The sequence below is a fragment of the Streptomyces sp. NPDC028907 genome, from assembly GCF_055564995.1.
Map to the genome: position 1 here is coordinate 869325 of NZ_JBVHVE010000002.1, position 24390 is coordinate 893714.

14 protein-coding genes are annotated in these 24390 nt (G+C 70.9%); 10 read left to right on the forward strand and 4 right to left on the reverse strand.

Annotated features, from left to right (window positions below; translation table 11 throughout):
• Positions 1 to 99: 99 nt before the first annotated feature.
• Entirely contained in the window at positions 100 to 2487 is a 2388-nt protein-coding gene (locus ACZ4UU_RS08485) for a type IV secretory system conjugative DNA transfer family protein (protein ID WP_468037680.1), read from the reverse strand.
• A 278-nt stretch (positions 2488 to 2765) separates the two neighbouring features.
• Between ACZ4UU_RS08485 and gabT the strand changes: the two genes are divergently transcribed.
• From gabT to ACZ4UU_RS08500, 3 genes are all read left to right on the forward strand, one after another.
• On the forward strand, positions 2766 to 4100 hold the full coding sequence (gene gabT / locus ACZ4UU_RS08490) for a 4-aminobutyrate--2-oxoglutarate transaminase (protein ID WP_468037682.1): 1335 nt from the start codon (positions 2766 to 2768) through the stop codon (positions 4098 to 4100).
• Positions 4101 to 4292: 192 nt separating this feature from the next.
• Positions 4293 to 5126: a phosphatase PAP2 family protein gene (locus ACZ4UU_RS08495; protein ID WP_468037684.1), complete on the forward strand. Its 834-nt coding sequence runs from the start codon at positions 4293 to 4295 to the stop codon at positions 5124 to 5126.
• 156 nt (positions 5127 to 5282) lie between these two features.
• Positions 5283 to 6737 carry an aldehyde dehydrogenase family protein gene (locus tag ACZ4UU_RS08500; protein WP_468037686.1) on the forward strand — a complete coding sequence of 485 codons (1455 nt, stop codon included), beginning with the start codon at positions 5283 to 5285 and terminating at the stop codon, positions 6735 to 6737.
• Between the two features lie 98 nt (positions 6738 to 6835).
• On the opposite strand, the gene ACZ4UU_RS08505 is transcribed toward ACZ4UU_RS08500, so the two are convergent.
• Complete coding sequence (locus ACZ4UU_RS08505; protein WP_468037687.1) at positions 6836 to 9676, reverse strand: glycoside hydrolase family 3 C-terminal domain-containing protein; 2841 nt, start codon at positions 9674 to 9676, stop codon at positions 6836 to 6838.
• Between the two features lie 377 nt (positions 9677 to 10053).
• Here ACZ4UU_RS08505 and ACZ4UU_RS08510 point away from each other — a divergent pair, with 377 nt between their 5' ends.
• From ACZ4UU_RS08510 to ACZ4UU_RS08540, 7 genes are all read left to right on the forward strand, one after another.
• Positions 10054 to 11733 carry a type 2 periplasmic-binding domain-containing protein gene (locus ACZ4UU_RS08510; RefSeq protein WP_468037689.1) on the forward strand — a complete coding sequence of 560 codons (1680 nt, stop codon included), beginning with the start codon at positions 10054 to 10056 and terminating at the stop codon, positions 11731 to 11733.
• On the forward strand, positions 11733 to 12785 hold the full coding sequence (locus ACZ4UU_RS08515; protein WP_468037691.1) for an ABC transporter permease: 1053 nt from the start codon (positions 11733 to 11735) through the stop codon (positions 12783 to 12785). The genes ACZ4UU_RS08510 and ACZ4UU_RS08515 overlap by 1 nt, the downstream gene beginning before the upstream one ends.
• Positions 12782 to 13708: a carbohydrate ABC transporter permease gene (locus ACZ4UU_RS08520; RefSeq protein WP_468037693.1), complete on the forward strand. Its 927-nt coding sequence runs from the start codon at positions 12782 to 12784 to the stop codon at positions 13706 to 13708. The genes ACZ4UU_RS08515 and ACZ4UU_RS08520 overlap by 4 nt, the downstream gene beginning before the upstream one ends.
• 122 nt (positions 13709 to 13830) lie before the next feature.
• Entirely contained in the window at positions 13831 to 16047 is a 2217-nt protein-coding gene (locus tag ACZ4UU_RS08525) for a WD40/YVTN/BNR-like repeat-containing protein (protein WP_468037695.1), read from the forward strand.
• Positions 16047 to 18014, forward strand: coding sequence for a beta-galactosidase (locus ACZ4UU_RS08530; RefSeq protein ID WP_468037697.1), 1968 nt, complete (start codon positions 16047 to 16049; stop codon positions 18012 to 18014). Before ACZ4UU_RS08525 ends, ACZ4UU_RS08530 begins: the two co-directional genes overlap by 1 nt.
• Positions 18011 to 20203, forward strand: coding sequence for a glycosyl hydrolase family 95 catalytic domain-containing protein (locus ACZ4UU_RS08535; RefSeq protein WP_468037699.1), 2193 nt, complete (start codon positions 18011 to 18013; stop codon positions 20201 to 20203). Before ACZ4UU_RS08530 ends, ACZ4UU_RS08535 begins: the two co-directional genes overlap by 4 nt.
• 35 nt (positions 20204 to 20238) lie before the next feature.
• On the forward strand, positions 20239 to 20967 hold the full coding sequence (locus ACZ4UU_RS08540) for a glycoside hydrolase family 12 protein (RefSeq protein WP_468037701.1): 729 nt from the start codon (positions 20239 to 20241) through the stop codon (positions 20965 to 20967).
• A 29-nt stretch (positions 20968 to 20996) separates the two neighbouring features.
• On the opposite strand, the gene ACZ4UU_RS08545 is transcribed toward ACZ4UU_RS08540, so the two are convergent.
• Both ACZ4UU_RS08545 and ACZ4UU_RS08550 read right to left on the reverse strand, forming a co-directional pair.
• Entirely contained in the window at positions 20997 to 22184 is a 1188-nt protein-coding gene (locus ACZ4UU_RS08545; RefSeq protein ID WP_468037703.1) for a sulfotransferase family protein, read from the reverse strand.
• 108 nt (positions 22185 to 22292) lie between these two features.
• Positions 22293 to 24344: a glycoside hydrolase family 31 protein gene (locus ACZ4UU_RS08550; RefSeq protein ID WP_468037705.1), complete on the reverse strand. Its 2052-nt coding sequence runs from the start codon at positions 24342 to 24344 to the stop codon at positions 22293 to 22295.
• Positions 24345 to 24390: the final 46 nt, after the last annotated feature.

Here is a 24390-nt window from a genome sequence, read left to right on the forward strand (position 1 = left end):
AGGTCGGTGTGATCGTTGTGATCTTTTGGCCGCCATGTATGAACAGCCTGTGATGATTCTGCCTCACCGTACGGTCATGGGGTGACCTGAAGCCCGGACCTAACCCCGCAGATCCACCAGCAACGGCGGCGCGTGCTCACCGTCCACGCCGGTGAGCGAGAGCACCGCGTGCCCGGGCGGCACCGAGTGGGCCAACTCGGACGCCGACCAGCGCTCGCGCTCGACCTGTCGGACGGTGACGGCTTCCGTCGTCACCGCCTCGCCGGTCACCAGCTTGCGCAGGGCGTGCATGGCCCGGGTCATCGGCTGATCGGCGAACACGGTGTGCTGGGCGACGTCCCTGGCCTCCACCCACTCCGTGCCCCAGGCATCGGCGAAACGGCCGCCGTCCCAGGTCGTGACCCCGGCCAGGGCCATCCGGCAACCGACCGCCCCGTACAGCGGCCCGTGGAGCGCCTCCGGCACGTCGGAGACCGTGCGCAGCGCGAGCACGACACCTGCGTTCTGCGAACGCAGCCGCTGGATCCGCCGTACCGACGTGGGGGTGACGGTTCCAGTGGCGTCGTCCAGGACGAGGCTGACGAAGTGGTCGCGTGAGTTTTCCCGCACGACCCCCGTGAACTGGGCCAGTACCAGCCGGGCGATCAGGCGGGCGACCTGTTCCTGTCCGTGTTCGGGCAGGTCGATGCGGACGCGAAGGGGATGGTGGGTGACGGCGCGCAGCGAGAACGGGCGGATCGTGCCGCCACCCGAGCCGAAGAAGTCGGCGAAGACCGGCCGGTCCAACAGGGCGAGCCGGTCGGCGAGCGCCGGAGCGGGGTCGTTGGGTGTACCGGCCTGGCGCAGACGGGCGTCGAGCTCGCGGCGCATCGCCGCGTGATGGTCGTCGGCCAGCCGCTCGCGCAGACCGGAGAGGGCCGTAGGGTCCCCTTCCAGCAACCCACGTAGCACCGGCAGGGCGGGGAAGCGGCCGTACGCGGCCCGGTAAGGGCCCAGGAGCTGGGCCAGGGCCGTGGCCGCGCGCTCGACCCCGACGGTCTCCAGGTCCCCGGCCAGCGCCTCGGCGAGGAACCCGGCCGCCTCGTCGGGGTCGGTGGCGTCCGCGTACGGGTCGAGGTCGTGCACGGAGGCGGGGTCGCCGATCCGCACCACCACGTCGTACGACGAGTCCGCCCCCACGGGCGTGCCCGCCCCGCACACCACGACGACGGCACAACTGCCGGTGAGGCACTGCAGCGCGAGGGACTCGGCCACCGGGGCGATCACATGCCGGGTCTTGCCCGCTCCCGACGGTCCGACGAGCAGCAGCGAGGTGCCGAGGACCGCCGGCCCGAGGGCCGCGCCCGCGCCGTCGTACGCCGACGGGGTGCGCTCTGCGGCGGCCCAACGTCCGATGCGTACCTGCCCGGTGAGCAAGTCGTGGCGGGCGGCCCTGCCGGGGAGGTCGCGGGCGCCGGAAGGATGCGTGAACGCGGCGGCACCCTGGCGCAGCACCGTGTCCGTGAAGGCGGCGAGTCGACCCTGGCGCCGGGCGCGGACCCAGCCGTTCTCGATGCGCGCGCAGTCCACGTCGTTCATCCGCCCGGCGAGCACCTCGGCGGCGAGCACGTCGGCGGCCTGGTGCTGCCCGGCGTCGCGGAGGGCCGGCCACTGGGCGGGCGGCACGAGAGCCGGCTGCGCGGATCCGTCCGCGCCCGCGGACCGGCGGCCGGCGAGCCGCTCCCTGGCGTAGGCCCGCCAGTCGCCCACCCGGGCGAAGGGCCAGAGCACGAGCAAGGTGATGACGGCGTACAGGCTGTAGACGAACAGCGGCGACGTGAGGAGTTCGTAGCCCTGGGAGAGGGCGACGGTCAGGTTGAGGAGGGGGTCGACGACCGGGACGGGGTCCCAGAAGGCACCCGGGAACGCGCTGGGGAACACGAGTGCCAGCGCCACGAGTGCCCACAGAGCGGTGAGCGCGGCCCGCCGGGGCTGCGGTTTGCGGGCGAAGTAGTAGCGGAACGCCTTGCCCCAGCTGCCGAGACGGGCCATGGCCCAGACGAGCAGGGCGAGGGAGATGCCCCGGTAGGCGATGAAGGCCTGAATGCCCCACCCGCCGGGCTTGGCGTTGATCTCGGTCGCGGTCTCCCACCAGTCGTCGGGCGTGACCAGCCGCAGGGGTGCCCACTGGTACGGAACCGCGCCACGCAGCCAGAGAGACCAGATGATCAGCCCGACGACTGCCGGGATCACCATGCCGACGATCGTCATCGGGCTGAGCCGCTGCTGTCGATCCGCGCCCTTGGGCGGCCGGTAACCCAGCCGCCAGATTCCGAGCCGGGTCTCGGGACGGGGCTCGTTCAGCCAGTCGGCGGTTCCCGATGGTGTCGGCCGGTCCGGAGCGTGCGCCGGCCGTGGCGGCAGTGGCGGCACCTCCGGTGGGCTCGCCGGACGCGGTACCGGGTTCGCATGCGTGCCTCGCGCCTCCTGCGCACCCTCGCTGTCCATCGCCCTCTTCCCCTGACCAGCCGGTCCATCCACCATCAGCGAGTCAATCTAACGCCCTCTCCTGGGGAGTTCACCGCTTACACGGCCGACGGAACGCCCGGAGATGCCCCGACCGGCACGGCCGCCGCCCGGAGTCGCTATGTCCACCACGGACAACCGCCGCTCCTGACAACGCCCACATGGCGCATGCCGACGCCCCGCTCCCCGCCCTAGCCTGCGAGAAAAGAGAAGACAAGAAGTCCGCAACAGCCCCATCAGCAGAACCCCAGGAGCCCCTCATGAGCGCACTTCCGCAGGAGCGCCGCGTCGTCACCGCCATCCCCGGCCCGAAGTCGCAGGAGCTGCAGGCCCGCCGTACCGCCGCGGTCGCGCGGGGCGTGGGCTCCGTGCTGCCCGTGTTCACCGCGCGCGCGGGCGGCGGGATCATCGAGGACGTCGACGGCAACCGGCTCATCGACTTCGGTTCCGGTATCGCCGTGACCAGCGTGGGCGCCTCCGCCGAGGCCGTCGTACGCCGGGCCTCCGCCCAGCTCGCCGACTTCACCCACACCTGTTTCATGGTCACCCCGTACGAGGGCTACGTGGAGGTCGCCGAGGCCCTCGCCGAGCTCACCCCGGGTGACCACGCCAAGAAGTCGGCGCTGTTCAACTCCGGCGCCGAGGCCGTCGAGAACGCCGTCAAGATCGCCCGTGCGTACACCAAGCGGCAGGCCGTCGTCGTCTTCGACCACGGCTACCACGGCCGGACCAACCTCACGATGGCGCTGACGGCGAAGAACATGCCGTACAAGCACGGCTTCGGCCCGTTCGCGCCCGAGGTCTACCGCGTGCCGGTGGCCTACGGCTACCGCTGGCCGACCGGTGCCGAGAACGCCGGTCCGGAGGCCGCCGCGCAGGCCATCGACCAGATCGCCAAGCAGGTCGGCGCGGAGAACGTCGCCGCGATCATCATCGAGCCGGTGCTCGGCGAGGGCGGCTTCATCGAGCCCGCGAAGGGCTTCCTGCCGGCCGTCCGGAAGTTCGCCGCCGACAACGGCATCGTCTTCGTCGCCGACGAGATCCAGAGCGGCTTCTGCCGTACCGGTCAGTGGTTCGCGTGCGAGGACGAGGGCATCGTGCCCGACCTGATCACGACCGCGAAGGGCATCGCCGGCGGTCTGCCGCTCGCCGCCGTCACCGGCCGCGCCGAGATCATGGACGCCGCGCACGCGGGCGGGCTCGGTGGCACCTACGGCGGCAACCCGGTGGCCTGCGCCGGTGCGCTCGGCTCCATCGAGACGATGAAGGAGCTCGACCTCAACGCGAAGGCGAAGGCGATCGAGGCCACGATGAAGGCCCGCCTGACCGCGATGCAGGACAAGTTCGACATCATCGGCGACGTCCGCGGCCGCGGCGCCATGATCGCCATCGAGCTGGTCAAGGACCGCGCCACCAAGGAGCCCAACCCGGAGGCGACCGCCGCGCTGGCCAAGGCCTGCCACGCCGAGGGCCTGCTGGTCCTGACCTGTGGCACCTACGGCAACGTGCTGCGCTTCCTGCCCCCGCTGGTCATCGGCGACGACCTGCTGAACGAGGGCCTCGACATCATCGAGCAGGCCTTCACCCGCATCTGAGGCCACAGCGAAACCACTGGTGAACGACGGATTCCGGGTCCCGGGAACCGCACCCGCCCCAGCCCTGTCAGCGCTCGCGATTCCGGGGCTGGGGCGGCTACCGTCAGAGCGTGTGAAGAAGGTGTGCGAGGTGGATGTCAGGACGCGATTCCGTCTGGCTGACACCATCGCCCTGTCGTAGGTTCTAACCAGATGAGAGATACACCCCGCCCAGAGGGGACTCTGGGCGACATCGGGCCGAGGCCTCCCCAGCTTCGACCTGGTCGTGCCCTCGCGCACACACCCGGAGCTTCCGGCTCCGGATCTCCTCACCGATCGGACAGTCGCCCGCCCCAAACCCCCCGGGGCGTGCGACGATCCGATCCGGACGGCCGCCCCGGAACCACCCCCCCTGTTCCGGGGCGGCCGACCTCCCTCTTCCTCCTTCTCGGGCTGCCCGCCCTTCTCTTCGCGCTCATCACCTGGCAGGTGGTGAGCGCCGGCCCGTTGCTGGACGCCGACGCCGCGCTCAGTCGGACCCTGGCCCACCCGGACCGGCTCTCCGAACTCCTCGCCGACCTGGGCAATGTGCCCGTCGCGGTACCGGTCCTGGCCCTCGCCCTCGGGTACGCCACCTGGCGGCATCGCCGCATTGGTACACACCACTGGTGGTTGCCGGCCGCGTCGGGGGCCCTTCTCATGGCACTGGTCCCGGTGCTGGTGGTCCCCCTCAAGCTGCTGACCGACCGCCCCGGCACCCCCGTCGTACCGCCCGCCACCGGCTACTACCCCTCCGGCCACACGGCCACGGCCGTCATCGCCTACGGCGCCGCGACCCTGCTCCTACTGCCGTGGCTGACCTCCGCGTTCACCCGCCGCGCACTCCTCGCCCTCTGCGCCGCCCTCAACCTCGGCGTCGGCTTCGGGCTGGTCCGGCGCGGCTACCACTGGCCGCTGGACGTGGTGGCCAGCTGGTGCCTCGGCACGGTGCTGCTGGTCTCGCTGTGGCTGTTCCTGAGCCGGAACGCCGCTGTCCGGACGCGGTAGCCGCACGGCCCCCTCCCGCTCTCCGCCAATCCGGCGCACCCGCCACCGGCACCACTACACCGCGGACAAACACCCTTCCGCCCCGGCGCCCCTACCGTGGACGACGACACACCAGGACACCCCCGAACGCGGAAGGGCCGGGAAAACGAGATGCCAATGGAAAATGTGGCAGCCAGCCACGCCTTCTGGCTCGCCGGCCGCCAGGTCAGCGGCGACGACGGCTTTGATGTGACCTCCCCGTGGGACGGGCGGGTCGTCGGCAAGGTGAGCGTGCCGACGGACGCGCAGATCGAGGAGGCCGTGGCCGCCGCGTACGCCGTCCGCGACGACTTCGCCGCGACCCCGGCCCATGCGCGTGCCGCGGCCCTCGACCACGTCAGCCGGCGGCTCGCCGAGCGGACGGAGGAGATCGCCCGGCTGATCTCAGCCGAGAACGGCAAGCCCATGAAGTGGGCCCGGGGCGAGGTCGGCCGTGCCGTGTCCGTCTTCCGCTTCGCGGCCGAGGAGGCCCGCCGGTTCAACGGCGGCGAGGCCCAGCGACTCGACACCGACCTCGGCGGTCAGGGACGGCTCGCCCTCACCCGGCGCTTCCCCAAGGGCGTCGTCCTGGGCATCGCGCCGTTCAACTTCCCGCTCAACCTGTGCGCCCACAAGATCGCTCCGGCCATCGCCGCCGGTGTGCCGATCATCCTGAAGCCCGCCCCGGCCACCCCGCTCTCCGGGCTCGTCATCGGTGAACTCCTCGCCGAGACCGACCTCCTGGCCGGCTCCTGGAGCATCCTGCCGGTGCCGAACGACAAGATGCCCGCCCTGGTCCAGGACGAGCGTCTGCCGGTCATCTCCTTCACCGGCTCCGAGAAGGTCGGCTACGCGATCATGGACTCGGTGCCGCGCAAGCACTGCACCCTGGAGCTGGGCGGCAACGGCGCGGCGGTCGTGCTCGCCGACTACGCCTCCGACGCGGACCTCGACTGGGCCGCGACCCGTATCGCCACCTTCTCCAACTACCAGGGCGGCCAGTCCTGCATCTCCGTGCAGCGGGTGATCGCGGACGCCTCCGTGTACGACCGGCTCCTGCCGCGTATCGTCGCCGCCGTCGAGGCCCAGGTCACCGGTGACCCGAGCGACGACGCGACCGACGTCGGTCCGCTGGTCAGCGAGGACGCCGCCCGGCGCGTGGAGGCCTGGGTCGACGAGGCCGTCGCGGCCGGGGCCGTGCTCCTCGCCGGTGGCAAGCGGGACGGTGCCTCGTACGCGCCGACCGTCCTCACCGACGTACCCGCCGACACCACCCTCGCCTGCGAGGAGGTCTTCGGGCCCGTCCTCACCGTGCGGAAGGTCGACGGGGAGGCCGCCGCCTTCGCCGCCGTCAACGACTCCAAGTACGGCCTCCAGGCGGGTGTGTTCACCCACGACCTGCAGACCGCCTTCCGCGCTCACCGGGCCTTGGAGGTCGGCGGCGTGGTCATCGGCGACGTCCCCTCCTACCGTGCCGACCAGATGCCGTACGGCGGCGCCAAGCAGTCCGGTGTGGGCCGGGAGGGTGTGAAGTTCGCGATGGACGACTACACCTACGAGCGGGTGCTCGTCCTCACCGGTCTCGCACTCTAGTAAATGGGATCCATTTTCAGTTAGGCTTTCCGAAAGAGGCCCGGCACCGATGCCTTCCGGTGCCGGGCCTCTTCCTTACATCGGCTCCTTCCGGACCCTCAACCGGAGAAGCCGACGTGCGCGAGCCGCACCGGCCCGCGCAGCCTGAGGTGGACGTCCCGGACGCCCTCGGCGATGATCTCGGCGCGCTTCGTCGCGTAGTCGTACGGGCTCGCGCCGTCCCCCGGCGCGTTCGTCAGCACGGCGAGCACCGCGCCCCCGTCCAGCGACACCTCGACCGCACCCTCGCCGGAGAGCGCCGCCGTCACCGCGGTGACCCCGCCTTCGAAGTCGCAGTCCCGGTAGACCAGTTCACCCGACCTGCCCTGAGCCGGCGTCACCGCGTCGCCCGCCGTCCGCGTACGGTCGACGATCGCGACGCCGCTCTGCTCGTCGAAGTCGGCCGCGTCCAGTCCGCGGCGCAGCACCGGACGCGGGGCGGACGCCTCGCCGTCCAGGATCACCGTCGACCGCAGCCGGACGTCCTCGCTGGACGCGCCGGCCAGCACCTCGTACGGGCCGGGTTCGCGGCGCCAGTCGCCTCGTGCCACGTCCCAGAAGTCGAAGGCCGACAGCGGGACCTCGAAGCCCAGCTCCGTCCGCTCGCCGGGGGCCAGCCGCACCCGGCTGTGCGCCACCAGCTCACGGCGCGGGCGCGGCACCGCCGGGTCCACGGCGCGGGTGTAGAGCTGGGCCACCTCGTCGGCCGGCACATCGCCCGTGTTGGTGACCGTGAAGGAGACGTGCAGCGAGTCGTCCGTGGTGCGGGTCGCGAGGTCGGCGTAGGAGAAGGCCGCGTACGACAGGCCGTGGCCGAACGGGAACAGCGGGGTCCCCTCGAAGTACAGGTACGTCTGGCGGCTGCCGATCACGTCGTAGTCGAGCAGGTCGGGCAGGTCGCTGTCGTCGGCGTACCAGGTCTGCGGGAGCCTGCCCGCGGGGGAGACATCGCCGGCCAGGACGCGAGCGAGAGCGGTGCCGGCCGCCTGGCCGCCGTGGGACATCCACAGCAGCGCCGGAAGGGCCGTGTGATCGACGGCGTACGGGTACGCCGAGACCAGCGCCAGGACCGTGTTCGGGTTGGCGGCGCGGGCGGCGCGCAGCAGGCGCTCCTGGTGGTCCGGCAGGCGCAGCGTCGCGCGGTCCTCGGTCTCGCGGCCGTGGATGTGCGGGTCGTTGCCCGCGACCACCAGGACCACGTCCGCCTGCGCAGTGACCCGGGTTACAGCGTCTTCGCCGCTTTCGACGACGATGAGCTGGAAAGATTCCGGATCCGCTTCGGCAACCCGCACGCCGTCGGCGGCGACTGAGACGTGGCGACCCGTACCGATGTGCCTCAGGAGGTGCCCGTTCTCGTGCGGTTCCAGGCGGAACGTCTCCTGGACGACCCAGCCGCCGGGCTGGTCGGCGGAGGCGCGGACACGGCCGTCGTCGGCGACCGACAGATAGCGGCCGTCGGGGGCGCGCAGGGTCAGCACGCCCTCGCCCCAGTCGACGAGCGCGAACTCGGTGCCGACCGGGTCGGTGGTCAGCGGCGGCAGATCGGTGCGGCCGGCCAGCAGGGCCGGGTCGAGGGCGCCCTCGGCGCCGCGCACCTCGCCGTCGGCCTCGGCCTCGGGGACGTGCAGGAAGGTTCCGGCCGAGGTCTGCAGCCGGACCCGGTCCACGCCCTCCGCGAACTCCACCCGGTCCGCGCCGAACCGCTCGTACAGGCCCTCCAGCGGGGTGGAGCGGTGGATGAGCGTGCCGCTGTACCAGTCGAGCTTGCACTCGTCGGCGAGCAGACCGACCACGGCGATCCGGGTGTCCGGCGCGAGCGGCAGCAGTCCCGCGCTGTTCTTCAGCAGCACGACCGACTGTTCGGCGGTCTCCTGGGCGAGCGCGCGGTGGGCCGGTGTGTCGAAGTCCTTGGTCAGCGCGTGCGGGTCGTACTCCGGGTCGAACTCGCCGAGCCGGAAGCGCACCGAGAGCTGACGGCGCACCGCGGTGTCGATGTCCGACTCCGTCAGCAGCCCCTTGTCGAAGGCGCCGCGCACCCGTGCGGTGATCTTCGAGTTGTCGGTGCCGTGATCGGTGAAGCTGTCGACGCCGGCCAGCAGCGAGGCGGCCGTGGCCTCCTCGTGGGTGTCGAAGTAGTGCTCGGAGTCGACCAGGTTGGAGGGCGCGCCCGCGTCCGAGCAGACCAGCAGCTCCTCGTCGGTCCAGGTGCGCAGGTGCTCGCGCAGATACGGCGAGACGTGGTTGGGGCGGCCGTTGACCAGGTTGTACGCCGGCATCACCCCGGCCGTCGCGCCCGCCTCGACCGTCTCGCGGAAGGCGCGCAGATCGTACTCGTGCAGGACGCGCGGGCGGACCGAGGACGAGGTCACGTCGCGGCCCGTCTCGTTGTTGTGGGCCAGCCAGTGCTTGAGGACCGGCGCGGTGCGCCAGTACGTCGGGTGGTCGCCGCGCAGGCCGCGGGTGTACGCGACGGCGATGGCCGAGGTGAGCTTCGGGTCCTCCGAGTAGCCCTCCTCGTTGCGGCCCCACAGGGGGTGGCGCAGCAGGTTGACGGTGGGGGACCAGACGTTCAGTCCCACGCGGTCGTCGCGGGCGCGCATCGCTCGGGTCTCCTTGGAGACGGCCTCGCCGACCCGGCGCACGAGCTCGGTGTTCCAGGTGGCGCCGAGCCCGATCGCCTGCGGGAACACGGTCGCCGGACCCATCCAGGCCACTCCGTGCAGGGCCTCCTGCCCGGTGCGGAACGCGTCGATGCCGAGCCGTTCGACGGCCGGCGCGAACTGGTGCAGGAAGGCGATCTTCTCGTCGAGCGTGAGCCGCGACAGAAGGTCGTCGATGCGCTTCGCGAACGGCAGTCGCCGATCACGGAACGGCGGCGTAGGCGGCGTTTGTGCGGTCACGTGGTGTTCCCTTTGCGATGGAGCGGCGGGGCACTTTCGAAGCGCTTCGATGCTGATTCGATCCAGGGGCGGGTGTCAAGACACCCCGGCGCAACAACTCCGACTCCTGACCGTTATTTCAAGTGCCGTAAGACGGCGGTCGAATCCTCCGCACCTCGGAGGAATCTTGGAATCGACCCTTGTGCGCCCCCATGCCTTCACTTAACCTCGCAGCAACATCGAAGCGCTTCGACTACTTCGACCACGAGGCTCGCCCGCTTCCGGGGTGCCCCTCGGACGTGGTCGCAGGATCGCTTCAGCTCAGCCAGTTCCACTTAAGACACCGCAGCCGACGGCCCACCGCCGGGTGTCCAGGTGCGCCATGAAGGGTTGACGCAATGACGCCGAACGCCGACTCCGCCCCCTCCGGACCCAGCCGGAGAAGCTTCCTAGCCTCCACTGCGGTCGCCACCGCAGCGGTGGCCGGTGGAATGCCGCTGCTCGCCGCCTGCGGCGGTTCGGACTCAGGCTCACGGGAGGGGGCCACGTCGGGCAAGGAGGCGGGCAAGCTGCTCCCGACGTTCGTCGCCAGCGCGGTCGCCACGCCGGATCTGCCGTCGAAGAACGGTTCGGCGGCCGGCTACACCGGCAAGGTCGACCTCGCGGCCCTGAAGACCTCGGTCCCGAAGAAGCTCGGCACCGGCGCCCCCATCAAGATCATGTCCCCGTTCTGGGGCTCTCCGCCGAAGCCCGGGAACCCCTACTACACGGCGCTGGACTCCGCGGCGGGCACCAAGGTCACCTGGCAGAACCAGGACGGCAACACCTACGGCGAGAAGCTCGGCGCCGTCCTGGCCTCCAGCTCCATACCCGACATGGTGGTCGTGCCGGGCTGGGAGCTGGTCGGGAAGATCGCGAACGCGGTCACCGCGAAGTTCATGGATCTCGGCCCCTACCTGGCGGGCGACAAGGTCAAGAAGTACCCGAACCTGGCCGCCATCCCCTCCGACGCCTGGCGCATGTCCATCTTCGGCGGCGCGCTGCGCGGCATTCCGATGCCGGCCGCCACCGCGAACTGGATCGCGCCCTTGTACCGCAAGGACCTCTTCGACAAGAAGGGCTACTCGGTTCCCAAGTCGCCCGACGAGTTCCTCAGCTGGGCCAAGGAGGCCACCAGCGCCAAGGCCAAGGTGTGGGCCTGCGGCGACATGAACTGGTCCGCCTGGAGCTTCTTCGGTGTCCGCAGCTCCGGGACGGTCGGATGGGATATCGGGGACGACGGCAAGCTGACGTACCGCATCGAGCAGCCCGAGTACCTGGAAGCCCTGGAGTGGACGCGCAAGCTGTTCGACGCGGGCGTGGTCCACCCCGACGACAAGGCGCGCACGGGCGACCAGGGCCAGCGGTTCACCGCCGGGCAGATCCTGGTCTACAACACCAACATCGCCGACTGGTACGGGAAGGCCTCCGAACAGGCCCAGTCCAACCCGGATCTCCAGATCGAGGCCATGGACATCTTCGGCGCCGACGGCGGCAACCCGACGCTGTACGCGTCCCAGCCCGCCACCATCTGGTCGCTGATCCGCAAGGGCGCCTCGAAGGAGACGGTCGAGAACGCGCTGGCCGCGGCGAACTTCGCGGCCGCGCCCTATGGCACCAAGGAGCGGATGCTCGTCGACTACGGCGTCGAGGGCACCCACTACACGGTCAAGGACGGTGTCCCGGTCAAGAACGACCTGGGCAACTCCCAGGTGCTCAACGCCTGGGTGATGCTGGCCGCGCCGGCCGCCTACTTCGCCCACCCCGACCTCCCGGACATCGCCCGCAAGCAGGTGGAGTGGCAGCAGCGGATGGGTGCCTTCATGAAGAAGACGTCCACGTTCGGCATGAACATCGTCGAGCCGTCCCGCTACGCCAACCTCTCCAGCCAGTTCGAGCAGCTGGAGATCGACTTCGTACGCGGCAACCGGAAGCTGTCCGACGTGCAGCAGGCCATCTCCACCTGGAAGTCCTCCGGCGGCGACAAGCTGCGCGACTGGTACAAGGAGCTCATCGACAAGAACGGCAGCGGCAACTGATGTCTCTCACGGCCGGGAGCAGGCCCGACGGGACTCGTCCCCCCGCGGCCGTCGAGGAACCGACGGCCGCGGTCGCCGCCGCGGTGGCGAAGGACCGGGTGCCGCGCAAGGCGGGCAAGGCGGGCAAGGTGCCCTTTCGGGTCCGGCTGCGCCGCGACCGCGCGCTCATCCTGATGACGCTGCCCGTCATGGTCCTGCTCCTGCTCTTCAACTACGTCCCTCTGCTGGGCAACGTCGTCGCCTTCCAGGACTACGACCCGTACGTCTCCAGCAACGGCGTCACCGCGATATTCCACAGCCCCTGGGTCGGCGTGGAGCAGTTCTCGCGGATGATCGACGACCCGTTGTTCTGGAGCGCGGCGAAGAACACGATCGTGCTGTTCGTGCTCCAGCTGGTGCTGTTCTTCCCGGTCCCGATCGCCCTCGCGCTGCTCATCAACAGCGTGATCCGGCCCCGGGTGCGGGCCGTGGCGCAGGCGATCATGTATCTGCCGCACTTCTTCTCCTGGGTCCTCGTCGTCACCGTCTTCCAGCAGATCTTCGGCGGCGCGGGCATCATCGCCCAGACCCTGGAGGACCACGGCTGGAGCGGCTTCGACCTGATGACCAACGCGGACCTCTTCAAGTACCTGGTCACCGCGCAGGCCGTCTGGAAGGACGCCGGCTGGGGGATCATCGTCTTCCTCGCGGCGCTGGCCGCGGTCAGCACCGACCTGTACGAGGCCGCCGCCATGGACGGCGCCGGACGCTGGCGCCGCATGTGGCACGTCACGCTGCCCGCGCTGCGCCCGGTCATCGCACTGCTGCTGGTCCTGAGGGTGGGTGACGCGCTGAGCGTCGGATTCGAGCAGTTCCTGCTCCAGCGGTACGCGGTCGGTGCGGGGGCCAGCGAGGTCCTCGACACCTACGTGTGGAACATGGGTATCCAGAACGGCGACTTCAGCTACGCGGCCGCGGTCGGCCTCGTCAAGGGAGCCATCGGAGTCTGTCTCGTCCTGGGCGCGAACAAGTTCGCGCACCTCCTCGGCGAGCAGGGGGTGTACAAGAAGTGAGCCTCAACACGCAGCTCATCCGCAGTCTCAAGGCGCCCGCCCGCCCGGTGTGGGAGGAGCCGCCCAGCAAGGCCGGACTCACCGCCAAGGGCGGCCTGCTGGTCCTGTGCTGCCTGGGCGTGCTCGGTCCGCTGTGGATCGTGATCGTCACCAGCCTCTCCCCGAAGCCGGTGATCGACCGGGTCGGCGGCCTCGTGGTCATCCCGCAGGGCATCACCTTCGTCAACTACACGGAGTTGCTCAGCGGCGGCCAGGTCAGCCGGGCGATCATGGTCTCGGTCGGGGTCACGCTCGTCGGCACGCTGTTCTCCATGGCGGTGTCGGTGCTCGCGGCCTATGGACTGTCCCGGCCGGGCAGTCTGGGGCACCGGTTCTTCCTGATGACCATGATGGCGACCATGTTCTTCGGCGCCGGGCTCATTCCGACGTACCTGCTGGTGCAGTCGCTCGGGCTGACCGACACGTATCTGTCGCTGATCCTGCCGAGTGCGGTCAGCGTCTTCAACATCCTTGTGCTGCGGGCGTTCTTCATGGGGATCTCGCCCGAGCTGACCGAGTCGGCCCGCATCGACGGGGCCGGTGACCTGCGGATTCTGCTGACCATCATCATGCCGCTGTCGCGGGCTGTGCTGGCCGTCATCTCGCTGTTCTACGCGGTCGGGTACTGGAGTGCCTGGTTCAACGCCTCCATCTATCTCACCGACCAGCAGATGATGCCGTTGCAGAACGTGCTCATCCAGTTGGTCCAGAAGAACACCGAGGCGCCGACGGGCCTCCAGCAGGCGGTGCGTACCGGTCAGCTCTCCTCGCTGGGGCTGCAGATGGCCGTCATGGTCCTCGCGCTGATCCCCGTCGCGGTCGCGTCTCCCTTCGTCCAGCGGCACTTCAAGAAGGGCATGTTGACCGGTGCGGTGAAGGGCTGATCTTTCGCCCGCGCAATCGGTGCTCCTGTCGTCCGGCGGCTGCAGGCTGTCCGTGGCTGGTCGCGCAGTTCCCCGCGCCCCTTAGGTTCTCCAGTCCCCCTTTGTAAAAGTCGAGGTACGTCATGCGCTCGTCCCAGCCCACCAGAAGAACCGTTCTCGCCGGCACCGCGGCCGCCGCCGCGCTCACCGCTCTTCCGTCCGTCGCGGGGCAGGCGGCCGTCGCCGCGCCCACGGCTGCCACGCCCGTCGGCGGTACCTACCGGTGGCGCAACGCCGTGATGGGCGGCACCGGGTTCATCACCGGTGTTCTCTTCCACCCCTCAGTCCGCGGCCTTGCGTACGCCCGTACCGACATGGGCGGTGCCTATCGCTGGGACGCCCGTACCGACCGGTGGATCCCGCTGACCGACCACATCGGCTGGGACGACTGGAACCTGCTCGGTGTGGAGGCCATCGCCGTCGACCCCGCCCACCCCAACCGCCTCTACCTCGCCCTCGGTACCTACACCCAGTCCTGGGCGGCCAACGGAGCCGTGCTGCGGTCCGACGACCGCGGTGCCACCTGGACCCGTTTCGACCTCACCGTGAAACTCGGTGCCAACGAGGACGGGCGGGGCGCGGGAGAGCGGCTCCTCGTCGATCCGCGGGACAGCGACACGCTGTGGCTGGGCACCCGGCACGACGGGCTGCTCAAGTCGACAGACCGGGGCGCCAGTTGGCAGTCCGTGAGCTTCCCGGCCACCCCCAGCGCGACCGGTCAGGGCGTCACCCTCCTCATCGCCGCGGGCCGCACCGTCTACGCCGGCTGGGGCGACTCCGACGGCACCGCCGCCAAGCCCAACCTGTACCGCACCGCCGACGGCACGACCTGGGAGGCCGTTCCCGGACAGCCCACCGGCACCGCGGCCAAGGTGCCGATCCGCGCCGCGTACGACAGGCACGCGCGCGAGCTGTACGTGACGTACGGCAACGCTCCCGGCCCCAACGGCCAGTCGGACGGCAGCGTGCACAAGCTGCGCACCACCAACGGGAAGTGGACCGAGGTCACGCCGGTGAAGCCGGGCGGGCCGACGGACGACGGCGGGACCGACACCTTCGCCTACGGCGGAGTCGCCGTCGACGCCTGTCGCCCCGGCACCGTCGTCGTCTCCACCAACAACCGCTGGTCGCTGGTCGACACCCTGTACCGGAGCACCGACGGCGGCCGTAGCTGGAAGTCCCTGAAGGACAAGGCCGTCTTCGACGTCTCCGAGACCCCCTACCTCAAGTGGGGTGCCGAGGAGCCCAAGTTCGGCTGGTGGATCCAGGCGGTCGGCGTCGACCCGTACGACTCGAAGCACGTCGTCTACGGCACCGGTGCGACCCTCTACGGCACCCGCGACCTCAAGCACTGGGCCCCGCAGATCCGTGGCCTGGAGGAGGCGTCCATCCGCCAGCTGATCTCCCCTCCGGTCGGGAAGGCGCACCTGATCAGCGGGTCCGGGGACATCGGCGTGATGTACCACGAGCGGCTCACCGCGTCCCCCTCCCGCGGCATGGCGTCGAACCCGGTGTTCGGAACGGCGACCGGACTCGCGCTGGCCGCGGCAAAGCCGTCGTACGTCGTCCGGGCCGGGTGGGGAGACAACGGCAACGGCGCCTACTCCAACGACGGCGGAAAGACCTGGGCGCCCTTCAAGGCCCAGCCGGCCATGGCCAAGTCCGCGCCGGGCCCGATCGCGACCAACGCCGACGGCAGCGTGCTGCTGTGGTCCTTCGGCGCGGCCGACCCGGGCTTCCGCTCGGCGGACAACGGCGTCGGCTGGTCCGAGGTCGCCTCCTTCCCGAAGGGCGCAGTCCCGGTCGCGGATCCGGTCGACGCCACGCGCTTCTACGCCTTCGACACCACGACCGGGACGCTTTTCGCCAGTACCGACAGCGGCCGGACCTTCACCGCGCGCGCCACCGGCCTGAACTCGGGCGACACTCAGTTCCAGCTGGTCGCGACCCCGGGCCGCTCGGGGGACCTGTGGCTGAGTCTCAAGTGGAACGGGCTGTACCGCTCCACCGACGGCGGCGCCACCTTCACCAAGGTCAGCAGCTGCTGGGCCTCGTACACGCTCGGCTTCGGCAAGGCCGCCGAGGGCGCCTCCTACCCGTCGCTCTACATGGTCGGCTCCACCGAGAGCATCACCGCCGTGTACCGCTCCGACGACGAGGCGAAGAGCTGGGTGCGGATCAACGACGACCAGCACCAGTGGGGCTGGATCGGCGCGACCATCACCGGCGACCCCCGCATCCATGGCCGGGTGTACATCGCCACCAACGGACGCGGCGTGCAGTACGGGGAGCCCGCCTGATGCCCGACCTGAGTGATGCCACCCTGGGCCGGCTCCTCTTCGGCGGCGACTACAACCCCGAGCAGTGGCCTGAGGAGACCTGGCACGAGGACGTCCGGCTGATGAAGGCCGCCGGGGTCAACTCGGTCACTCTCGGCGTCTTCTCCTGGTCGAAGCTGGAACCGGAGCCCGGCGCACGGGAGTTCGGCTGGCTGGACACGCTGATGGACCTGATGCACGAGAACGGCATCGGCGTCGTCCTGGCCACCCCGACCTCCTCGCCGCCGCCCTGGATGGGCCGGCTGCACCCCGACACCCTGCCCGTCACCGAGGACGGCCGCACCGAATGGTGGGGCGGCCGACAGCACTTCTCGCACTCCAGCGCCACCTACCGGCGCTACGCCGCCGCCATCACCGAGGACCTGGCCGCCCGCTACGGCGGCCACCCGGCCCTGACGATGTGGCACATCAACAACGAGTACTGCACCTTCGATCACGGCGACGAGGCCGCGGCCGCCTTCCGGCGGTGGCTGCGGGAGAAGTACGGTACCCTCGACGCCCTCAACGAGGCCTGGGGTACCGCCTTCTGGAGCCAGGGCTACGACACCTGGGACGGCGTCCTGCCGGCCCGTCTGCCGCACTACATGCGCAATCCCGCCCAGGTCCTGGACTTCAGGCGCTTCACCTCCGACATGCTCCTGGAGTGCTTCGTCGCCGAGCGGGACATCGTCCGGCGCCACACTCCGCACCTGCCGGTGACCAGCAACTTCATGCCGCTGTGGTTCGGGCAGGACGCCTGGCGGTGGGCCGAGGAGGAGGACGTCGTCTCCGTCGACCTCTACCCCGACCCGCGCGACCCGCTCGGCGCCCAGCAGGGCGCCCTCGTGCAGGACATGACCCGCTCCCAGGCACGCGGGCCGTGGATGCTCATGGAGCAGGCGGCCGGGCCGGTCAACTGGCGCGGCGTGAACCACCCCAAGCCCCGGGGACTCAACCGGCTGTGGTCGCTCCAGGCCGTGGCCCGGGGCGCCGACGCAGTCTGCTACTTCCAGTGGCGGCAGTCCCGGCAGGGCGCGGAGAAGTTCCACTCCGGCATGGTCAGTCACGCGGGGGAGGGGGGACGGACGTACCAGGAGATCAAGCAACTCGGCGCCGACCTCGCGCGGATCGCCCCGGAGGTGTCCGGCCGGCACAGCGGCGCCGACGTCGCCGTCCTGCACGACTGGCACGCCTGGTGGGCCGGCGCCCAGGACGGCCGCCTCTCCCAGCGGGTCGACCACGCGGACGTACTCAAGACCTGGCACCGCGCCCTGTGGCAGGCCCACCTCACCACCGACTTCGCCCATCCCGAGCACGACCTGACGTCCTACTCGGTGGTCGTCGTGCCGCAGCTGTACCTCCTCACGGACACGGCGATCGACAACCTCCTCGCCTACGTCCGCCAGGGCGGCACCCTCGTCTGCGGCTTCCTCACCGGCGTCGCCGACGAGGACGACCGGGTCCGCCCCGGCGGCATGGACGCCCGGCTGCGCGAGCTGTTCGGCATCCGCACCCTGCACGAGTGGTGGCCGCTGGACGCCGGGGAGACCGTCGCCTGCGAGGGCTTCCGGGGATCCCTGTGGTCCGAGGAGCTGGAGGCCGACGGCAGCGCCGACGAGACCGTCCCGTACAAGGGCGGCGAACTCGACGGACTGCCCGCGGTCCTGCGCAAGGGGCGTGCCTGGTACGTCTCCACGCTCCCGGAACCGGACGCGCTGCGCGACCTGCTGGCCCGCGTCGCGGCAGGCGCGGGCGGCCGACCCGTACTCGACGGCCTCCCCGAGCACGTCGAGGCGGTACGCCGGGGCGACGTGCTGTTCGTGCTGAACCACGGCAGGGAGCCGGTGACCGTCGAGGTGCCCGGCACCCACCAAGACCTGCTGACCGGGGCGACCGTCAACGACCGGGTCACCCTCGGCCGCTACGACGTGGCGGTACTGCGGCCATGACCCGAACTCCGGTCCACGGCACCTGGGAGCCGCAGCCCGCCGCCCGCTGGGAGGACGCCTTCCTCAGCGGCAACGGCCACCACGGCACCCTTGTGTTCGGCGACCCGAACGACGACCGTGTCATCGTCACGCATCACACCCTGGTGCGCCCGGGCGGCAGCGACACCCGCCCCCCGCGGCTCGCCGCCGACCTCCCAGCCCTCCAGGACCGCCTCCTGGCCGGCGACCACACCGCAGCGGAGGGCTTCACCGACGGCCGACCGCTCCAGTGGGTGCGGCCCTTCCACCCCGCTTTCCAGATCAAGCTGCACCGACCCTGCGGCGAAGGGCACGGCTACCGCCGGTCCGTCGACTTCGCCACGGGCGTCGTCCGGGCCGAGTGCGCCGACTGGACCAGCGAGGCCTTCGTGTCCCGCGCCGACGACGTGATCGTCCAGCGCATCACGGCCCCCGGCCCAGCCCTCGGCATCTCCCTGGACCACGCCCTGTCAGGCGCCCCCGTCGGTCTCGGCGTCGGCCACGGAGCCGTCCTCACCCCCGAGGGCGCCCTGCTCAGCCTGCGCGCCCGCTACCCCGACAGCGACCGTGCCTTCACCGGCGTCACGGTGATCGCCGTCACCGGCGGAAGGACGGCTCTGGCACCTCCGGGCGCACACGTCGAGAGCGCCCGCTCCGTCCTGCTCCTCACCCGGGTCCGGCGCCACACCGGCGAACTCGACGTGACCGCGGAGGGCCGCGTCCTGCGCGACCTGGCGGCCATGGAGTACGACGAACTCCTCGCACGCCATGCAGCCCTCCACCGCGCCGCCTACGAGCGCGTCACCCTCGACCTGGCCGCCGATCCGGCCGAACGGGCCCTCCCCGGATCGGAGTTGCTGAAGCGCCCGAGCGCCGCCGCCCTGCTGGAGCGGCTCTTCGCGGCCGGCCGCTACCACCTGCTGTCCGCGAGCGGTCTCTTCCCGCCCCGGCTGACCGGACTGTGGACCGGCGACTGGAACACCGCCTGGTCGGGTGCCTTCACCAACGACGCCAACCTCAACCTGCAGACCGCCTCCGCCGCGGCCGCCGCCCTCCCCGAGGTCACCGAGGCCCACGCCGCGCTCGTCCAACGGCAGCTGCCCGACTGGCGTGACAACGCCCGGGCGGTCTTCGGCACCCGGGGCGTGGTGGCCCCCGCCCACACCGACGGCGAGTCGGGCCACTCGTACCACTTCAGCCGCGAATACCCCCTGCATCTGTGGACCGCCGGCGCCGACTGGCTGCTCAAACCCCTCGTCGACCACGACGAGACCCACGGCACCCGAGACCCGCGCACCGCCGCCGCCCTCGCCGAAGTGGCGCTGTTCTACACGGACTTCCTCACCCGGACCGACGACGACGGCCACCTGGTCGTCGTCCCCTCCTACTCACCCGAGAACCGCCCGGCCAACGCGAGCTGGGCCACCCTCAACGCCGCCATGGACCTCTCGGCCGCCCGGCACGCGCTGCTCACCGCCGCCGACCACCACCCGGGCACCCCGGACGCCGACCGCTGGCGCGCCCTCGCCGACCGCCTCCCACCGCACCGGATCAACGCCGACGGCGCCCTCGCCGAATGGGCCTGGCCCGGCCTGGCGGACACCTACGACCACCGTCACCTCAGCCACCTCTACGGCGTCTGGCCGCTCGACGAGATCAACCCCTACGACACTCCCGACCTCGCGGCGGCCGCCCACCGCGCCCTCGAACTGCGCGGCGCCGAGAACGACTCCGCGCACGGCCACCTCCACCACGCCCTCATCGCGGCCCGCCTCAGGGACGCCGACCGGGTCGCCCACGCCCTCGACCAGGTCCTGGGCGGCGACTTCTTCCACGCCTCCCTGATGAGTGCCCACTACCCGAACCGCGATGTCTACAACGCGGACGCCGCGCACACCCTGCCCGCCGTACTGATCGAAATGCTCGTGCAGTCGACCCCGGACCGACTGGTGCTGCTGCCCGCGCTGCCGTCGGCGTACCCCAGCGGGGCGCTGCGCGGTGTGCGCACCCGGTTCGGGGCAGAGGTCGACCTCAGCTGGACCCCGGACAGCGTCACCGCCGTCATCCGGCCGGGCCGCACCCATCGCGTCGAACTCCGGACTTCCTCCGGCCCGGAATCCCTCCACCTGGTCGCCGGAGAAGACCACATCCTCACCCTGAGGGAGTGGTAGTTCCCCCCACCCCCCCACCCATGGAAGGGACACCCATGGCATCACGCACCCTGAGCAGGGTCACCAAGGCCCTGCTGGCCCCCGCCCTGGCACTCGGCGCCACCGTCGGACTGGCCTCCGCCCCCGCCTCCGCCGCGGTCTGGAACTCCTGCGCCCAGTGGGGCCAGACCAACCTGAACGGCTACACGCTCTACAACAACATCTGGGGCGGCGGGGCCGGCAGCCAGTGCGCCTGGGCCAACTCCGGTACCAACTGGGGTGTCTGGGCCGACCACCCCAACACCGGCGGCATCAAGTCCTACCCGAACGCCAAGAAGGTGGTGAACAAGTCCATCACCTCGCTCGGGTCGCTCAACAGCAGCTACAACGTCACCGTCCCGTCCTCGGGCTCGTACAACACCTCGTACGACGTCTGGGACACGGACCAGGACTACGAGATCATGCTCTGGGTCAACTACAACGGCGCCGTCGGGGCGCTCGGCAGCTACCAGGAGCGTGTCTCGGTCGGCGGCCACACCTGGGACGTCTACAAGGGCCGGGCCCAGCGGCCCGACGGCACCTACTGGGACGTCATCTCGTTCCTGCGCACCTCCGACTCGACCTCGGGTTCCGTGCAGATCCTGCCCGTCCTGAAGTGGATCAAGGACACCAAGAGGTGGATGGGCAACGAGACCATCGGTGACGTCCAGTTCGGCTTCGAGATCACCTCGTCGTCCGGCGGCCTGGACTTCCGCACCAACAGCATGAGCATCACCAGCAGCTGAACCGGCGCGGGCCGGGGCCGGCCGTGCCGTCAGGCGCGGTCGACCTCGGCCCGCAGCGCGTTGTAGTCCGCGAACGCGGACTCCACCTGGGCGCGCGTCAGGTCGTAGCGGGCCAGGTCGTAGGTGTGACGCCGGGTGCCCTTCGGGCGGGCGACGGCTCCCGCGAGGCGGGCCGCCTCGGAGTCGGTCCAGCGGGCGCCGACGGCCGCGTAGAGCTTGGGGGCGCCGGAGGCCGGGTCGGAGCCGAGCCAGGAGTACGGCGCGTCGACCAGTTGTTCCGGCGGGATGGCGGGCCGGGCGGCCAGACCGCGTGTCATGGCGCGGCTCAGCAGGTCGAGCCAGGTGGCGCCGATGCCGGCCAGGTCGAGGGGGCGGGAGCTGACGGCCATGCCGTGCTCGATCAGGCTGCAGAACGACGCCACCGCGGTGACCGGGTCGCGGTGGCACCACACGATCGTGGCGTCGGGGAACACCGTGAGCAGCGCGTCCAGGTTCTCCAGATGCATCGGCGACTTCAGCATCCAGCGGCGGCGCGGCCGGCCGTACTGCAGGACCTGGTAGACCTGCTTGAGATACCGGTAGTCGGGGACGAAGTCCCGCTCGCAGTGCCAGTCCCGGTAGTCCGGGATCCAGGCCTGGGAGAACGGCATCAGGGCGTGCGGCAGCGCGAACGTGCACTCCTCCGGGCCCTCGGCCGCCATCGCGTGGATGTCGCGGAAGCGCGGTGCGAAGAGGTCGGTGCCCTGGACCATCCGGCGCCCGGCCGTGATCGCCGTCCGCCGCCGCCGGGGCGGCAACTCCAGGTCGGGAGTGAGCAGTTCCCACAGCAGCGGGCTGCGGTGCTCGTCCGAGAGGGACAGGACGGCGTGCGTGACGGTGGTCGCCGTGCGCGGCAGGCCCACCACGAAAACCGGCCTCTCGATCGGCTCCCGCTCGATCTCCGGATGCTCGGCGATCAGCCTCCGCACCCGGGCCCGGTTGGTGAGATGCCGCCGCACATGCACCTGAGCAGCCTGCCAGCCGACCGGGGTGAGCCGGTCCGCCTTCGCCCACCAGCCCAGCAGCGACCGGAAGTCGTCGACGAACCGCTGGTCACCGGCCGCCTCCCCGGCGGCCGCGGCGATCCGGTCGAAGACCCGGTCGGGATCGCGCCGCGAGCCGAAGGCCGGACGCACCAGCAGATTGGCGAGGGTGAGGGAGAGCGGAGTCGAGGACACCCAGGGAATCTAACCCGGCGAACTCGTCGACGGACAGCGCAAGTTGGCCGCACATGCGAAGAGGGTGGCCGGAAGACCTCCACCGTCCGGCCACCCCCTCCGACACGGCTACTCCGCTACAGGCAGCCGTGCCCCGTCCCGCAGAAACAGCGGGATGCGGTCCAGCGGGGCGTCGACCGTCACGGTCGTACCGCCCTCGTACGTCTCACCCGTCCACGCGTCCGTCCAGCGCGCCCCCGCCGGAAGGTACGTCGTCCAGGTCGTCGCCCCGGCCGTCAGGACCGGTGCGACCAGCAGGTCACGGCCGAAGAGATACGCGTCGTCGACCGCCCACGCCGCCTCGTCCTCGGGGAACTCCAGGAACAGCGGCCGCATCACCGGCAGACCCTCCTCGTGGGCCTCGCGCATGACCTGTAGGACGTACGGCTTCAGGCGCTCACGCAGCCGCAGATACCGCTCCAGGATCGCGCCGGCCTCCTCGCCGTACGACCACACCTCGTTCGGGCCGCCGGTCATGTCCGGACCGAGCGGCATGCCCGGGTCGCGGAAGCCGTGCAGGCGCATCAGCGGGGACAGGGCACCGAACTGGAACCAGCGGACCATCACCTCGCGGTACGCCGGGTCGTCCGGGTCGCCGCCGTGGAAGCCGCCGATGTCCGTGTTCCACCACGGGATCCCGGACAGCGCGGTGTTGAGCCCGGCCGCGATCTGGCGGCGCAGCGTCGGGAAGTCGGTGCCGATGTCGCCCGACCACAGGGCGGCGCCGTAGCGCTGGCTGCCCGCCCAGGCCGAGCGGTTCAGGGTGATCACCTCGTCCTCGCCGGACGCCTGCAGGCCCTCGTAGAAGGTGCGGGAGTTCTCGGCCGGGTAGATGTTGCCGACCTCCAGGCCCGGACCGGTCCAGTAGCGCAGGTTCTCCTGGAAGCCGGGCTTCAGCTCCGGTTCGCAGGCGTCCAGCCAGAACGCTGTGATGCCGTACCGGTCGAGGTAGTTCTGCTTGACCTTCGACCACACGAACTCGCGGGCCTCGGGGTTCGTGGCGTCGTAGAACGCCACCTGGACCGTGGAGGCCACCTCCTTGTCGGGCCAGTCGGCGTGCGCCATCGGGCCGTACTGGGTGCCGATGAAGTAGCCGCGCTGCTCCATGACCGGGTGGTTCTCGGAGAGCGGGGAGACCGACGGCCAGACGGACACGACCAGCTTGATGCCGAGCTCGTCCAGCTCGCGCACCATCGCCGCCGGGTCCGGCCACTCGGCCGGGTCGAACTTCCACTCACCCAGATGCGTCCAGTGGAAGAAGTCGCAGACGATCGCCGAGATGGGCAGACCCCGGCGCTTGTACTCCCGGGCCACTTCGAGGAGTTCGTCCTGCGTGCGGTAGCGCAGCTTGCACTGCCAGAAGCCCGCCGCCCACTCCGGCAGCATCGGCGTACGGCCGGTCACCGCGCTGTAGCGGCGCTGGCCGTCGGCCGGGGTGCCCGCGGTGATCCAGTAGTCGATCTGCCGGGCCGAGTCGGCGACCCAGCGCGTGCCGTTGCCGGCCAGCTCCACGCGGCCGATCGCCGGGTTGTTCCACAGCAGGGTGTAGCCACGGCTGGAGGCCAGCACCGGGATGCCGACCTCGGCGTTGCGCTGGATCAGGTCGAGGACCAGACCCTTCTGGTCGAACCGGCCGTGCTGGTGCTGCCCGAGGCCGTACAGCTTCTCGTCCTCGTAGGCGGCGAAACGCTGCTCCAGACGGTGGTAGCCGTTGCCGACGGCGGTGTAGAGCCGCGAGCCCGGCCACCAGAAGTGCGCGCGCTCCTCGGCGAGCACCTCCGTTCCGTCCTCGGTGCGCAGGAACCGGACCATGCCCTCGGCGTCGACCTGGACGGTCAGCGCGCCGACGGTCAGCACTCCCAGCCCGTCCTCGATCTTGACGGTGGACTCGGTCGCCGGGGCGGCCTCCAGCAGCGCGCCGGGCAGCCCGTCGAGGACCGGACCGCCGAGCCGGGCACGCACCCGGACCGCGTCCGGACCCCACGGCTCGACGCGCAGCGTCTCCTGGCGGCCGCTCCACTCCAGCGCGCCGTCCCGCTCACGGAACGTGCCGACGGTCGGGGAGGACTGCGCGAGGCTGACCGTGCCTGGCTGGGGCTGGTTTTCGGCAGGCTGGTTCACGTGGGCGCTCCTGAAGAGGGCAGCGGGTGCAGACAAGGGCGTGCCC

What these genes read in the sequence shown, in the direction of transcription:
- ACZ4UU_RS08540 (WP_468037701.1), top strand. Translation starts at nt 20,239, where the DNA reads ATGGCATCACGCACCCTGAGCAGGGTCACCAAGGCCCTGCTGGCCCCC.
- ACZ4UU_RS08535 (WP_468037699.1), top strand. Translation starts at nt 18,011, where the DNA reads ATGACCCGAACTCCGGTCCACGGCACCTGGGAGCCGCAGCCCGCCGCC.
- ACZ4UU_RS08515 (WP_468037691.1), top strand. Translation starts at nt 11,733, where the DNA reads ATGTCTCTCACGGCCGGGAGCAGGCCCGACGGGACTCGTCCCCCCGCG.
- ACZ4UU_RS08500 (WP_468037686.1), top strand. Translation starts at nt 5,283, where the DNA reads ATGGAAAATGTGGCAGCCAGCCACGCCTTCTGGCTCGCCGGCCGCCAG.
- ACZ4UU_RS08485 (WP_468037680.1), bottom strand. Translation starts at nt 2,487, where the DNA reads ATGGACAGCGAGGGTGCGCAGGAGGCGCGAGGCACGCATGCGAACCCG.
- gabT (WP_468037682.1), top strand. Translation starts at nt 2,766, where the DNA reads ATGAGCGCACTTCCGCAGGAGCGCCGCGTCGTCACCGCCATCCCCGGC.
- ACZ4UU_RS08495 (WP_468037684.1), top strand. Translation starts at nt 4,293, where the DNA reads ATGAGAGATACACCCCGCCCAGAGGGGACTCTGGGCGACATCGGGCCG.
- ACZ4UU_RS08525 (WP_468037695.1), top strand. Translation starts at nt 13,831, where the DNA reads ATGCGCTCGTCCCAGCCCACCAGAAGAACCGTTCTCGCCGGCACCGCG.
- ACZ4UU_RS08510 (WP_468037689.1), top strand. Translation starts at nt 10,054, where the DNA reads ATGACGCCGAACGCCGACTCCGCCCCCTCCGGACCCAGCCGGAGAAGC.
- ACZ4UU_RS08530 (WP_468037697.1), top strand. Translation starts at nt 16,047, where the DNA reads ATGCCCGACCTGAGTGATGCCACCCTGGGCCGGCTCCTCTTCGGCGGC.